General features: G+C 68.7%; 11 protein-coding genes. 3 read left to right on the top strand and 8 right to left on the bottom strand.

Annotated features, from left to right (window positions below):
• Positions 1–63 precede the first annotated feature (63 nt).
• From NL241_RS18900 to NL241_RS18920, 5 genes are read right to left on the bottom strand one after another with little or no spacing between them, the layout of a single operon-like run.
• A complete protein-coding gene (locus tag NL241_RS18900; RefSeq protein WP_494394708.1) occupies positions 64–486 on the bottom strand; it encodes a nitroreductase family deazaflavin-dependent oxidoreductase in 423 nt (140 codons plus the stop codon).
• 29 nt (positions 487–515) lie between these two features.
• Positions 516–1,979, bottom strand: coding sequence for an acetyl-CoA acetyltransferase (locus NL241_RS18905; RefSeq protein ID WP_487696986.1), 1,464 nt, complete (start codon positions 1,977–1,979; stop codon positions 516–518).
• Positions 1,980–2,009: 30 nt separating this feature from the next.
• Entirely contained in the window at positions 2,010–3,431 is a 1,422-nt protein-coding gene (locus NL241_RS18910; protein ID WP_487696987.1) for an aldehyde dehydrogenase, read from the bottom strand.
• Positions 3,428–5,776, bottom strand: coding sequence for a CoA transferase (locus tag NL241_RS18915; protein ID WP_494394709.1), 2,349 nt, complete (start codon positions 5,774–5,776; stop codon positions 3,428–3,430). Before NL241_RS18915 ends, NL241_RS18910 begins: the two co-directional genes overlap by 4 nt.
• Before the next feature lie 38 nt (positions 5,777–5,814).
• Positions 5,815–8,271: a phosphoketolase family protein gene (locus tag NL241_RS18920; protein WP_494394710.1), complete on the bottom strand. Its 2,457-nt coding sequence runs from the start codon at positions 8,269–8,271 to the stop codon at positions 5,815–5,817.
• A 121-nt stretch (positions 8,272–8,392) separates the two neighbouring features.
• On the opposite strand from NL241_RS18920, the gene NL241_RS18925 reads away from it, so the two are divergent.
• A complete protein-coding gene (locus NL241_RS18925) occupies positions 8,393–9,157 on the top strand; it encodes a CPBP family intramembrane glutamic endopeptidase (protein WP_487696991.1) in 765 nt (254 codons plus the stop codon).
• Here NL241_RS18925 and NL241_RS18930 read toward each other — a convergent pair.
• On the bottom strand, positions 9,101–9,724 hold the full coding sequence (locus NL241_RS18930; RefSeq protein WP_494394711.1) for a CGNR zinc finger domain-containing protein: 624 nt from the start codon (positions 9,722–9,724) through the stop codon (positions 9,101–9,103). The two genes, NL241_RS18925 and NL241_RS18930, sit on opposite strands and share 57 nt — an antisense overlap.
• A 92-nt stretch (positions 9,725–9,816) precedes the next feature.
• Here NL241_RS18930 and NL241_RS18935 point away from each other — a divergent pair, with 92 nt between their 5' ends.
• Positions 9,817–10,287: a hypothetical protein gene (locus tag NL241_RS18935; protein ID WP_494394712.1), complete on the top strand. Its 471-nt coding sequence runs from the start codon at positions 9,817–9,819 to the stop codon at positions 10,285–10,287.
• A gap of 85 nt (positions 10,288–10,372) precedes the next feature.
• On the top strand, positions 10,373–11,368 hold the full coding sequence (locus NL241_RS18940) for an Acg family FMN-binding oxidoreductase (protein WP_494394713.1): 996 nt from the start codon (positions 10,373–10,375) through the stop codon (positions 11,366–11,368).
• Here the strand turns inward: NL241_RS18940 and NL241_RS18945 are convergent.
• Complete coding sequence (locus NL241_RS18945; RefSeq protein ID WP_494394714.1) at positions 11,365–11,673, bottom strand: GlsB/YeaQ/YmgE family stress response membrane protein; 309 nt, start codon at positions 11,671–11,673, stop codon at positions 11,365–11,367. The genes NL241_RS18940 and NL241_RS18945 overlap by 4 nt on opposite strands.
• Before the next feature lie 114 nt (positions 11,674–11,787).
• The gene (locus NL241_RS18950; RefSeq protein ID WP_487696999.1) at positions 11,788–12,840 is read right to left on the bottom strand and encodes an alanine and proline-rich secreted protein Apa; all 1,053 of its coding nucleotides are present in this window, start codon (positions 12,838–12,840) and stop codon (positions 11,788–11,790) included.
• Positions 12,841–13,118 lie beyond the last annotated feature (278 nt).

Consider the following 13,118-nt stretch of genomic DNA (forward strand, 5'->3'; position numbering starts at 1 on the left):
CACCGACGCTAAGCCGACCGCGCTACGGCGGCGTGCCGACGGGATTTCGCGCGGGTTACCCCGTCAGCCGGCCCTGACGAGTTCGATCACGGGGATGACGCGCTCGGTCTTGCGCTGGTACTCGCCGAACTGCGGTTCCACGGCGACCTGCCGCGCGTACACGTCGTCGCGTTCGGCGCCTTCGAGGACGCGTGCGGTCGCCGCATAGGTCTCGGTACCCAACTCGACGGTGATCTCGGGATGGGCCACCAGATTGCGGTACCAGTCCGGGTGGGTGTCGGCGCCGCCTTTGCTGGCGAAGACGTAGACGCGGTCGTCCTCCACCAGTGCCACCAGTGGAGCGATGCGCTCGGTGCCGGACTTGGCGCCGAAGTGGTGCACCAGCACCAAGGGTTTGCCCTCGAAGATCCCGCCCGCGGAGCCACCCGTGGCCCGGAACTCCTCGATCACCGGGTTGTTCATCGCGTCGAAGTCAGCTTTGTCCATGACCACGTCCAGCACCGCCGGAACTCCGCTTATTCCAGCGTGGCAGTTCCGTCCGCGCGAACCGTCACCTTGACACCCGCGATGTCCTCGATGGACTCGGGTTCCGGGACCACGGCCATGGTGCGGGCGTCGTCGGGGGTACGCACCGCGAGGAACAGCTTCTCGGGTTCGCCGTCTCGCCCGAAGGGGGCGGTCCACGTCTCCACCGTCCCGATACCCTCCCAGGACACCAACGCCTCCCGCGTCGGTTCCCGGTCGACGGTCGATTGCACGTCCTCCCAACTGAATTCGCCTGCCGGCGGCTCGGTGCTGTACACCCCGAAGCTGTGCTTGGTGAGGTACCCGCCGTTGGCGGTGATCAGTCCGCGCTTGCCCGGGTCGGCGACCAGCTTCTCGGCCATGGTGGCGATCGAGTGCATGACGTAGTTGTTCCACGGTCCGCCGGCGAAGGTCAGCCCGCCAGTGACCGTCAACGGCCGGGAGGCATCGTCGAGGCCGAGGCCGATCTCGGACGCGGCGACCTGGACCGCCGACGGGAAGCACGAATACACGTCCACGTAGGCGATGTCGTCCAGCGTCGTCCGAGCCAGTTCCAGAGCGCGGCGCGCCCCGATGCGGATGGCCGGCGAACGGTGGTACTCGTAGCGCTCGGTGATCGAGTAGGTGTCATGGGAGTCGGTGCCCGCCCACGGGAAAACCCAACGCTCGCGCGGGATCTGGAGCGCTGTGGCGCGTTCCACCGAGGTCAGCACCAGTACCGCGCCCTGGTCGACCATGTTGTTGGAGTTCATCAGCTTGGTGTAGGGCCAGCTGATCATCCGGTTGTCCGGGCCGGGCTGCCAGATGTCGTCGGCAGTGTAGGCGGCGTTACTCCAGGCGTGCGGATTCGTCTGCGCCACAACGTTGAACCGGGCCCACAGCTCGCCGATCCGGCGGCGGTGTGCATCCGAGGTCTCACCGCCTGCGACGCGCACGGCTTCCTCGAACATCGGGTAGACATCCGACGGCAGCCCCAGTCCGATGCGCTGCTGCGACTCCCCCGCCATCTCCATCGGGTCTTCGCCGCCAGGCGGCACCGGTACCGACTCGTCCTGTACGGGCCAGTCCGGGCGGACGCCGTTGGCCTTGAACCGTTTGCGGCTCCGCCAGGTCTCGGCCCCGGCCAGCAGCACCACATCGTTGCGGCCGGCGAGGATGTCCAGGCAGGCCTGGTTCACCAGTGACTGCGGCACATTGCCGCCGATGCCGGTGTACACCGTCGCGGGTCTGTCGGCACCGATCAGCTCGCCGAGCAGCAGGCCCGGGTCGCGGTAGCGCCACGACAGCAGGTTGACCACCCGGATGGCGTCGACGGCGGCCAGCACACGCTCATCGACGGCCTGCCGCGCGGCGGCGGCCATCAAGCCGACGGGATCGAGCACCTCGGCTGCCCCGTCATGCTGATTGACCTGGCCATACCCGACCAGCACAGGAGTCTTGGGATCCAGTGACATGGCAGGCAACCTACCATCCCTTGACAGGTGTCAAGCAGGCACGCGGCGGTAAATCGATTTCACGACCTGATATGCCGCCAACCCCTCCGGCCCGAGCTCCTTGCCCAACCCGCTGGCTTTCACACCGCCGAAAGGAGCGGCGATGTCGAGCTGGTAGTCGTTGACCCCGATGGTCCCGGTACGCACACCGCGCGCCACCTCGGTGGCCCGCTCGAGGTCGGTGGACCACACCGTGCCCGCCAATCCGTACTCACTGTCGTTGGCCAGTGCCACTGCGTCGGCGTCACCGTCGTAAGGGATCACCGCCAGCACGGGCCCGAACACCTCCTCCTGGGCCAGCCGATCGGAGTTGTCCACCCCGGCGAACACCGTCGGCTCCACGAACCAGCCCCGCGGTTGATCCTTCGGAACCGAGCCGCCCGCAACGAGTTTCGCTCCGCTGCCCTGACCCACCGCGATGTAGTCGAGCACCCGCTGTTGTTGCCGTTGGCTCACCAGCGGCCCGATGTCGGTGGCCTTGTCCAGCGGGTCGCCCACCGTCAAGCCCTGCGCCAGGGCGGCCATGGCCTCCACCACCTCGTCGTAGCGGGATCGCGGCGCCAGGATGCGTGAACTCAGGTGGCACGTCTGGCCGTTGTTCACGAACGACGCCGTACGCAACCCCTTGATGGTGGCGTCCAGATCGGCGTCGTCGAGGATGATGGCCGCCGATTTGCCGCCCAGCTCCAGCGTCACCGGCCGCATCAGCCGGCCGCAGATCTCGCCGATGGCCCGCCCGGCCGCCGTCGAACCGGTGAACGCCACCTTGTCCACACCGGGATGGCTGACCAGGTGCGCACCCGCGGTCGCGTCGCCGGGCACGATGTTCAGAATGCCGGCCGGGAGGCCCGCCTCATCGGCGGCCTCTGCGAAAACCAGCGCATCCAAGGCAGTCTCGGGCGAAGCCTTGAGCACCATGGTGCAGCCCGCGGCCAGCCCGGGCGCGATCTTCATGGCGGCCAGCGCCTGCGGGTAGTTCCACGGAGTGATGGCGCCGACGACGCCGACGGGTTCGCGCCGGACGATGGTGTTCCCGATCGCGCTGGGGCGGATCTCCTCGTCGGGCGTCTCCACGATCATCGCCGCGTAATAGTCGAGCAGCACCGCCGGGAACATCCCGTTGGCGCCGCGGGACAGCCGGATTGGCATCCCGTTCTCGCGGCTCACCAGCTCGGTGGTGGCCGCTCCCCGGGCCATCAACGCCGCGCCGAAGGCCTTCAACAGCTCCGCGCGTTCCTTGGCCGGGGTCGCCTGCCAGGCCGGCAGGGCGCGCCGGGCAGCCGCGACCGCGGCGTCGATATCGGCGGTGCTCGCGCTGGCCCCGTCGCCCAGGTGCTCGCCGGTGGCGGCTTCGAGAACCGGTTGTGTGCCGGTCGCGCGGAATGAGCCGTCGATGTACACCTGCGCCGTCATCGGGTTTCCTCCTCGGGTGGGTCGGTACTGAACAACACGCCGTCGTCGATCAACCGCTGTACGGCGTGATCGTCGAAGCCGAGTATCTTCTGGCAGATCTCGAGGGTGTCCTGGCCGGGTAACGGAGCCGGCCGCGTCGGCACCTGCGGAATGCCGCGGTACGGGGCAGGCCCGGTCTCACTGGGCAGGGCCAGCTCGAACAGCGGATGGCGCATGGGCGCAAAGACGTTGCGCGCGAGCAGTTGTGGATCCTCGAGCAGATCCAGTCGGCGCAGCATCGGCGCAGCGGCCACCCCCACTGCCTGTAAGGCCTCGGCCGCTTCCCGCGGCGACCGCTGGGCGGTCCACTCGGCGAGTTCAGCGTCGCCGATCACCGCGGCGACGGCCCGGCGATCGTCGTCGCTGCGCAGCGAGACCACGCACCATTCGTCCTGGCCCGCGCACGGGTGGACACCGTGGACGGCGGTGTCGGGTTGCAGCCCGTCGACGCCGGCCGCCGTGGCCGCCTCGGTGACGAACACGGTATCCAGTTGGCCGACACACGCTTCGGCCTGCGACACGTGGATCCGGGCGCCGGCACCGGTGCGGTCACGGTGGATCAACGCGGCCAGCGCACCGATGGCCGAGATACGGCCGACGACGTGATCCGGGAACACGGTGGTGGCGTCGAAGAATCGATGCCTGCCGGAACCGTCGTCGTCCCCGTCGTCGGGCGGGGCGGTCCACAGGCGGGTGACGCCGGTGCCGGCGCGCACCAGCGGCCCGTATCCCATGCGGACACTCCACGGCCCGGTGTCGCCGTAGGCACTGCTCTCGGCCAGCACGATATCGGGCTTGATCTGCTGCAGCTTGTCGTAGGAAAAGCCAAGGGCGGTCAGGGTTCCCGGTTTGAAGTTGGCAAAAACCGCGTCGGCGCCGGCGACCAGCCGGGTGAAGACGTCGGCACCGGCCGCACTGCGCAACTCCAACCCCAGGCCGAGCTTGTTGCGGTGTGTCCACGCGAACGACTCGCTCATCCGGTCACCGGGCCTGGCCTGGCGCAGACCGTCGGGATAGGCGGCGCTTTCCACCTTGATCACCTCGGCGCCGAGGTCGGCGAACAGTCGGCTCAGTTCGCCGCCTGCGACGATGATGCCGAGATCGACGATGCGCAGCCCTTCGAACGGCAGTCCACCGGAACGGGGCGCGGCGTCGGGCTCGGTGCGCGGCGCCTCCCACCCGGCCTCGTCGGCTCCGGCGACCGGCGCCGCCGTCCGGAACCCCGCGTGGACACCCCCGACGGTGTAATAACCGACCGGCACCGTGGCCGAGACCCCCGGTGCCAACTCGGCCACCGTCGAGGCGCCCACTTCCCGGAAATGAACGGAGCTCAGCGCATCGGCAGGGTCGAGCACCTCGGCGATGGGGACCCCGAAGGACTGTCCGGCGGCCACCAACTCGGCCATGGTCTGGCCGGCGAACTGATGGGCCAGCAGGGCGCCGATCTGGTCCCACACCGCAAAACGTTCGGCGATGACGTCGTACTTGGGGTCTTGGTAGGCCGCGGGCTCGCCCATCCAGGCGCGCAGCCCCCGCCACTGCCGGGGTGCCATCACCACCAACCGGACATAACCGTCTTTGCACGCGATGATCGGGTAGGCGTCCTGGTTTCGGGGGCGGCCCCGCCACCGCTCGCCGCGGCGCATCCCGGCCGCCGCCTGACCGTGCGAGCCGAACGGCGGATCGAGGGCGGTGACCACGGCGTCGAGCCGAGAGAAGTCGATGAAATCGCCTTTCCCACAACGCAACCGGTGATAGTAGGCGACCAGGACCGCCCAGGCGGCCTGAACAGCCGCCGTCGCCGTCGCGATACCGTCGGGCGGCAACACCGGGGTTCCCGTAGCGGGGCCGGACCGCGACAGCGCCGACGACAGTGCATACAGCACAGCGTCGGTGGCGCGCCACGACGCCCGGGGCCCCTCGGTTCCGAAGTCGGTCACCGTCATCGCGACCAACTGCGGGAACTGCGCTGCCAGGTCCGCGCCACCGGTCCCGTAGGCCGCGGCGTTGCCGGAGTCGACGAGGATGTCGGCGCCGGCCACCAATTCCAGGAGCCGACGACGATCGTCGTCGCTGCCGGGATCCAGGATGACGCTGCGTTTGTTGGCGTTGTGCAGCGCGAACGCGATGCTGGTGTCACCCAGGCGCGGCAGAGCCCCGCGGCCGGGCGACCCGCCGGGCGGTTCCACCTTCAGCACGTCGGCACCGAGGTCGGCCAGCAGCCGCGTCACGATGTCCGCGCCGCCGGTTGCCAGGTCGAGCACTCGCACCGAAGCAAGAAGTTGACACCTGTCGACAGTGGGCATCGTCACAGTATGTCCCAAAGCGACGCCGGGCCCAACAACTAGTCGTTGTCGCCCCCGGTGTCGGACCCGGCTCCCGGCGCCGCCCAGAGTTCGGCGTCGCGCGCCTGCGGCCACAACCAGTCGCGCACCTCGGGGATGTCGTCACCGTGCTCGCGGGTGTATTCACGGGCGGCGATGCGCTTGTCGACCATGTCCTGGCGCAGCGTCGCGCACGTGGACCCCAGGAACGGCACACGGTCGATGACATCGATGACCAGGTGGTAGCGGTCGAGGTCGTTGAGCATCACCATGTCGAACGGCGTGGTGGTGGTGCCCTCCTCCTTGTAGCCGCGCACATGCAGGTTGCTGTGGCCGGTACGGCGATAGGTCAAGCGATGGATCAACCACGGATAGCCGTGGTAGGCGAAGATCACCGGCTTGTCCGCGGTGAAGATCGCGTCGAACTGGCGGCTCGACAAACCGTGCGGGTGCTCGGTGTCATCCTGCAGTCGCATCAGATCCACGACATTGACGAACCGGATCTTCAGCTCCGGCAGATGCTGCTTGAGCAGATCCACCGCCGCCAACCCCTCCAGGGTGGGCACGTCACCCGCGGTCGCGATCACCACATCGGGATCGGTGCCCAGCTCCTCGGTACCGGCCCACTCCCAGATGCCGAGACCGCGGGTGCAATGCGCGATGGCCTGTTCCATGGTGAGGAAGTTCGGGTGCGGCTGTTTGCCGGCCACCACCACGTTGACGTACTGGCGCGACCGCAGGCAGTGGTCGTAGGTGGACAGCAGCGTATTGGCGTCGGGCGGCAGATAGACCCGCACCACCGCGGCCTTCTTGTTCACCACGTGATCGATGAACCCGGGATCCTGGTGGCTGAAACCGTTGTGATCCTGGCGCCAGACATGGCTGGACAGAAGGTAATTCAGGCTCGCGATGGGCCGGCGCCACGGAATGTGATTGGTGACCTTCAGCCACTTGGCGTGCTGGTTCATCATCGAATCGATGATGTGGATGAACGCCTCGTAACAATTGAACAGCCCGTGCCGCCCGGTCAGCAGATAGCCCTCCAGCCACCCCTGGCACTGGTGTTCGGACAGCATCTCCATCACCCGCCCCGCCCGGGCCAGGTGCTCGTCGACCTCGGGCCCGAAAAACCCTGCATTCCACTGCTTGTCGGTGGCGTCGTACACCGCCTGCAGCCGGTTCGACGCCGTCTCGTCCGGCCCGAAGATGCGGAAGTTCTCCGGGTTCAGCCGCACCACGTCGGTGAGCCACTGCCCGAGCACCTTGGTGGCCTCGGCGACCGTCGCACCGGGCACCGGCACGTCGACGCCGTACTTGCGGAAGTCGGGCAGGCGCAGATCCTTCAGCAGCACACCGCCGTTGGCGTGCGGGTTGTCGCTCATCCGCAGCGGCCCGGCAGGGGCCAGCGCCGCGATCGAGGGCTCGAGCCGGCCGTCGGCGTCGAACAGTTCCTCGGCCCGGTAGGAACCCAACCAGTCGGCGAGAACCTGGAGGTGCTCCGGGGTGTCGCGGGCACTGGACAGCGGCACCTGGTGCGCCCGCCACGAACCGGTGGTCTTCTTGCCGTCGATGTAATCCGGGCCCGTCCATCCCTTCGGGGTGCGGAAGACGATCATCGGCCACCGCGGCCTCTCCTCGCTGCCCTCGGACGCGGAGGCCTTGATCTGAGCGATGTCGTTGAGCACGGTGTCGAGCAGCTCGGCGAAACGCCGGTGCGCATCGGCATGGTCGGTGGCATCGTCTTCCACCTCGAAGAAATGCGGATCGTGGCCGTACCCCACCAGCAGGGCGCGCAGCTCGTCTTCCGGAATCCGCGCCAGCACAGTCGGATTGGCGATCTTGTAGCCGTTGAGATGCAGAATCGGCAGCACCACCCCGTCGTGGGTGGGGTTGACGAACTTGTTGGAATGCCAGCTGGTTGCCAGCGCACCGGTCTCGGCTTCGCCGTCGCCGATGACCGCGGCCACCAGCAGGTCCGGGTTGTCGAACGCGGCGCCGTAGGCGTGCGACAGCGCATAACCCAGCTCACCGCCCTCGTGGATGGAGCCCGGCGTCTCGGGTGCGACATGCGACGGGATACCGCCGGGGAACGAGAACTGGCGAAACAGCCGGCGCAACCCTTCGGTGTCGGGGGTGATGTCGGAGTACACCTCCGAATAGGTGCCGTCCAGATAAGCGTTGGCCACCAGGCCCGGGCCGCCGTGCCCGGGACCGGTGACATACAGGGTCGACTGGTCTCGCTCCTTGATGACGCGGTTCAGATGGGCATAGAGAAAATTGAGTCCCGGGGTGGTGCCCCAGTGCCCCAGCAGTCGGGGCTTGACGTCGTCGCGCACCAGAGGCGTGCGCAACAGCGGGTTGTCCAGCAGGTAGATCTGCCCCACCGACAGGTAGTTGGCCGCGCGCCACCACCCGTCCAGTTGGGAAAGCGTCTGGTCGTTGATCGGTTGTACCTCGGCAGAACGCCATGCGGTCATGCGAATTCTCCTCCCGACATTTTCGGCTTCCATCCTTGCGCGTACCCGGTACCGCGCGCAGGTGTGCACCAGCTGTTCATCTCAGGAGACGAACAGCCGGCGCAGGTAGACTGCGCGGGTTATGTCTGATGTCAGCGCGGTGGACGCGCGTCCGCACCCGCTGCTGGCGCAGCTGTCGGCCATCCACCATTTCCGGATCTATGCCGACATCGCGATCGTGGTCATCGTTCTGGCGGTGACCAATCTGATCGCCCACTTCACCACCCCGTGGGCCAGTATCGCCACCGTTCCTGCGGCCGCGATCGCTCTGCTGATCCTGGTGCGCGCTCGCGGGTTGTGCTGGTCGGAGCTCGGCCTTGGCCGCGAGCACTGGCGCTCCGGCGCCGGTTATGCCGCCGCGGCGGTGGGCCTGGTGCTGTCGGTGATCGCGGTCGGCGCGCTGCTGCCCTGGACCCGGCCGATGTTCATGAACGACAACTACGCCACGCTGTCGGGTGCGCTGCTGGCGTCGATGATCATCATCCCGCTGCAAACCGTCATTCCCGAAGAGCTCGCGTTCCGCGGTGTCCTGCACGGCGCGTTGAACCGGGCCTGGGGGTTTCGCGGCGTCGCGGCCGCCGGGTCACTGCTGTTCGGGTTGTGGCACATCTCGACCTCGCTGGGCCTGACCAGCAGCAACGTCGGCTTCACCCGGATCTTCGGCGGCGGCATCGTCGGCATGATCGCCGGGGTGGTGCTGGCAGTGGTGGCCACCGGGGTCGCGGGTTTCGTCTTCACCTGGCTGCGCCGCCGCAGTGGCAGCCTGATCGCGCCCATCGCACTGCACTGGTCACTCAACGGCATGGGTGCGCTGGCCGCCGCTCTGGTCTGGCACGCCTCCACCTGATCGGCGGCGCCTGGCCCGGAAGTCGCGGTTCTTCAGCTTGTTTCCGCACCCGGCCATGTCACACCAGGTACCGCCATGGTTGCGGGACCGGTCGTAGAACGCCCACTGGCAGTCGGGATTCGCACATGCCTTGAGCTTGGCCCAGGTGCCGTCGGCTTGCGCGTCGCGCACCGTGAGCACCATGCCCAGCAACCGGCCGTGCACCGTATCGGCAGCCGGCTCCAGCCGCACCGTTCCCTCCGCATCCACCACGGCGCGGGCTGCGGTGTGCGCGGCGACGTCGGCCAGGCCACGCAGCGTTTCGACCGCGGGTTCCGGGCCACCGGCGTTGCGGACCGCCAGCGCCCGCAGGGCCTCGCGTACGGCGACGACGGCTTCGATTTCCTCGGGAGTCGCGGGGTGGCCGGCCAACTGGTTCTCGGTCAGCCAGCGCCGCGCGGACGCGGGTTCGGCCAGCAGGTCGGCGCCGGTCTCGAGATCCCTGGTGTTGATCAGCGCCTGGATGTGTCCCAGCGCACCCGGCGCGGGCTTGGCTTCCACGTCGCCGAAAGGATCGGTCGCGACCATGAACCCACCCTACTCCTGATGACCAGCAAAACCTGTTGACTAGTCATGCGTGACCGGTATAAGTTTTTTGACAGTCACGAAGGGAGCTGACGATGGCGCACAACCGAGCCGCCATGGACATGCTGTTACGACATCCCGAGGGTCGCCCGATCTCCAGGTCCGGCGAGTTCTCCCGCCGGACCCGCGTCAGAGCCCGGCTGTTCGCACACCGACTGGACGTGGCGATCGAACACCACGTCGCCGCGGCGGCGGGCTCCACACTCGCCTGTCACGCCGCGCGCATCACGTCATTCGAGGAACGCGAACACCTCGCCCGGTCGCTGCGCTCGGCGCTGCGGCCCGCCGCAGGGCTGACGTCCGCGGTTCCCGTGGACCGCGACGCCGTGGCCGGTAACGCCGCGTTGATCGAGCAGGTGGCGCTGCGGCTGCATGCGCCGGCACCCGTACGGGCACGCGGTATGGCCCGGTTGCGGCTGCTGCTCAGCGACGGCCGCGGACCGCTGTACCGCCCCGGCCGCGGCAGCCTGACCGCCGAGCTGCGGGGTGTGCTCGCCGCACTGTAGGCGGCTCGCAAGAAGGGACCAATGGCACGCGATCGAGGCCCTTTTCGCCGGTACCCCGGCGGTGAGCGGTGCCACAGTGAGTGTCATGGACACCCTGCCTGACAACGACACCATCCGCGCCGCGGTGGCGCTGGCGGTGCGAGCCCCTTCGATCCACAACTCGCAACCCTGGCTGTGGCGGGTGGGCGATCAGTCAGTGCATCTCTACGCCGATCCCACCCGGCATCTGCCCCACACCGACCCGGCCCGCCGCGATCTGCTGCTCAGTTGCGGGATCGCGTTGCAACACTTCACCGTGGCACTGGCCGCCCTCGGATGGCAGACCCACGTACACCGGCTGCCCAACCCCGCCGAGCCACATCACCTGGCAAGCATCGAGATCTGCGGACACGGCGGCAGCGAACAGGAGATCGCCCTGGCCGCCGCGATTCCGCGCAGACGGACCGACCGGCGCTGGTACAGCTCATGGCCGGTGCCCGGCGGCGACGTGGCGCTCATGGCCTCCCGCGCGGCACGCAGCGGCGTCGTCCTGCGTCGCGTCGCGTTCCCGAACCGGCTCAGCGGTGTCCTGGCCGACGCGATGCACCGGCACGCCGAAGACGACGAGTATCTGGTGGAACTGTCCCGGTGGAGCGGGCGCTACGGCGCCGTCGCGGGGGTACCGGCGCGCAACACCCCGGCCACCTCGCACAGCGACCTGCCCGCCCGGGTGTTCGCCAACCCGGCGCTGCCCCAGCCTCGCGGGGCTCAGGCCAGAGACGACGCGGGTGTGCTGCTGGCGCTGGGTACCGCCACCGATGACCCGTTGGCGGTACTGCGGGCCGGCGAAGCGACGGGCGTGGTGCTCTTGACCGCCACCGCGCTGGGCCTGTCGAGCTGCCCGTTGACCGAGCCACTGGAGATCGACGCCACCCGGGAGGCGGTGCGGGCGATGGTGCTCGGCGGCGACGGGTTCCCTCAGATGCTGTTGCGCGTCGGGTGGGCGCCGTTGAACGCCGACCCACTGCCCGCCACCCCGCGCCGGCCCCTGGCGGAGGTGATCGAGCAACTCGACGAAACCCCGGTGTCGGTGTCGGGTTAGGTTCTGCGCACCCTGCTCACGATCCACAGCAGGATCACCGCGCCGAGTACCGCGGTGAACAGCGTGAACCACCACCCGCCGGAGGCGGTGTCGAGGAAGAAGCTGAGCAGGAAGCCGCCGATCAGCGCGCCGATGATGCCGATGACGATGTTCATCAGGATGCCGGAGCCGCCGCCTTTGACGATCTTGCCGGCGATCCATCCCGCGATGGCGCCGATGATGATGTAGCCGATCCAGCCGACGCTGGTCAGCGTGGTCGACCGGGCCAGGATCTCCGTTGATTGAGCAACAAGCGTTGTGTCCATCGCTCCGGTATGCCCCCAACAGTCACGATTAGACCTACCGATGCTCGATGTTCGACAACCGAAACCAAGCAGCCCCGACCGGTTGGGTCGGGGCTGCTGGTCGGATCTACCGGATCAGGCCGGCGGCGGCGTCATCTCGGGCACCGGAGTGGTGACCGGGACGGGCACGCCCACCTGGTTGCGCGGCACTGGCGGCGGCGCATTGGGATCCGGCGGCGGAGCGTTGGGATCCACCGGAGGCGGCGGAGCGTTCGGGTCTGGTGGTGGCGGGGCCGGCGGCGGCGGCGGTGGGCTCCACGGCCGGATCGAGTTGGCCAACGCCACCGCGGCGCCCTTGTCCACCGGATCGTTCTCCGTGCCCAGCCACACCACGAACCAGCGTTCGTTGCGCTGCCCACGCGGAGCGTTGACCGCCTGCGACCCGACGACGCCGGCCCAGATCTGCCCGTTGGGCTTGGCCTCGTCGGTGAAGTTCACCTCGTAGTACGACGCGGAGCCGGGCAGCCCGTTGGCGTCGAGCGGGACGGTCTCCTGGTTGACCCGGGTGCCCGCGAAGGGCATGAAGAACTCGCCCATGTCCGAGGCGAGCCGGGTGGCGGCCTTGGCGTTGTCGGGTTCGGCACCGGCGAACAACTTCAGATCCAGCCGGCCGAGCAGGATGCTGGTGTCGGTGGCCGCTGCGGGAGCTTCGCCGGGGTTGGCCGCGGGTGTCTGCTTGACCAGCAGCGCAGACCCGTAGTTGAGCCGGGTCGCGTCACCTTCGGCCCAGCCCGGCGGCAGCACATAGCTGAAGCCGCCGACCGGGTTGTCGACGCGGCCGGGTTCGGGGGCCGGCGCGGGCGCAGGGGCATTGGGGTCCACCGGCGGTGCATTGGGATCCGCCGGGGCCGGAGGCGGCGCATTCGGATCGACCGGGGGCGGCGGCGGCGCATTCGGATCGACCGGGGGCGGCGGCGGGACGTTCGGATCGGCCGGCGGTGGCGGCGGCGCATTGGGATCGGCGGGCGGCGGGGCGACCGTCGTGGGCGCTGGCGGGGGCGGGGGCAGCGGCTCGGCGTGACCGACCGCTGCGGGCAGTACCAGGGCGAGCGCACTGGCCCCCGATACCGCGGCAGTCGTCAGCGACCCCCACCTGCGCCGTTTCAGATTCTGCTCCGGCTCATCCATGGCGAAGAACCTACCGTGTTACTCGCGTGACGCAAGCGTGGCCTGCGCACTGTGTGGGTGTGTCCGCGCCTCTGCGGGGCCGGCGATTTCAAGTGCCGACCGTTGCTCGAGACGCCAGCGGCACCCGGTCGGACACCGCCTGACCTCTGTGTCGCACGCCGCGCTGAAATTGTTTCACCATCGTGCCCGCGTCGAGTTTCCCGGCATAGCTACTGTCCAGTAACATTGGCGCTCGATCGACGCGGCTCCACGCGTGGTTCAACGGCGAACGACTAGGA

This window comes from Mycolicibacterium sp. SMGY-1XX, assembly GCF_059132455.1.

Excerpts from the sequence above, each read along its gene's own strand:
- NL241_RS18925 (WP_487696991.1), top strand. The coding sequence starts at position 8,393 with ATGTCTGATGTCAGCGCGGTGGACGCGCGTCCGCACCCGCTGCTGGCG.
- NL241_RS18935 (WP_494394712.1), top strand. The coding sequence starts at position 9,817 with ATGGCGCACAACCGAGCCGCCATGGACATGCTGTTACGACATCCCGAG.
- NL241_RS18930 (WP_494394711.1), bottom strand. The coding sequence starts at position 9,724 with ATGGTCGCGACCGATCCTTTCGGCGACGTGGAAGCCAAGCCCGCGCCG.
- NL241_RS18950 (WP_487696999.1), bottom strand. The coding sequence starts at position 12,840 with ATGGATGAGCCGGAGCAGAATCTGAAACGGCGCAGGTGGGGGTCGCTG.
- NL241_RS18940 (WP_494394713.1), top strand. The coding sequence starts at position 10,373 with ATGGACACCCTGCCTGACAACGACACCATCCGCGCCGCGGTGGCGCTG.
- NL241_RS18915 (WP_494394709.1), bottom strand. The coding sequence starts at position 5,776 with ATGCCCACTGTCGACAGGTGTCAACTTCTTGCTTCGGTGCGAGTGCTC.
- NL241_RS18920 (WP_494394710.1), bottom strand. The coding sequence starts at position 8,271 with ATGACCGCATGGCGTTCTGCCGAGGTACAACCGATCAACGACCAGACG.
- NL241_RS18900 (WP_494394708.1), bottom strand. The coding sequence starts at position 486 with ATGGACAAAGCTGACTTCGACGCGATGAACAACCCGGTGATCGAGGAG.
- NL241_RS18905 (WP_487696986.1), bottom strand. The coding sequence starts at position 1,979 with ATGTCACTGGATCCCAAGACTCCTGTGCTGGTCGGGTATGGCCAGGTC.
- NL241_RS18910 (WP_487696987.1), bottom strand. The coding sequence starts at position 3,431 with ATGACGGCGCAGGTGTACATCGACGGCTCATTCCGCGCGACCGGCACA.
- NL241_RS18945 (WP_494394714.1), bottom strand. The coding sequence starts at position 11,673 with ATGGACACAACGCTTGTTGCTCAATCAACGGAGATCCTGGCCCGGTCG.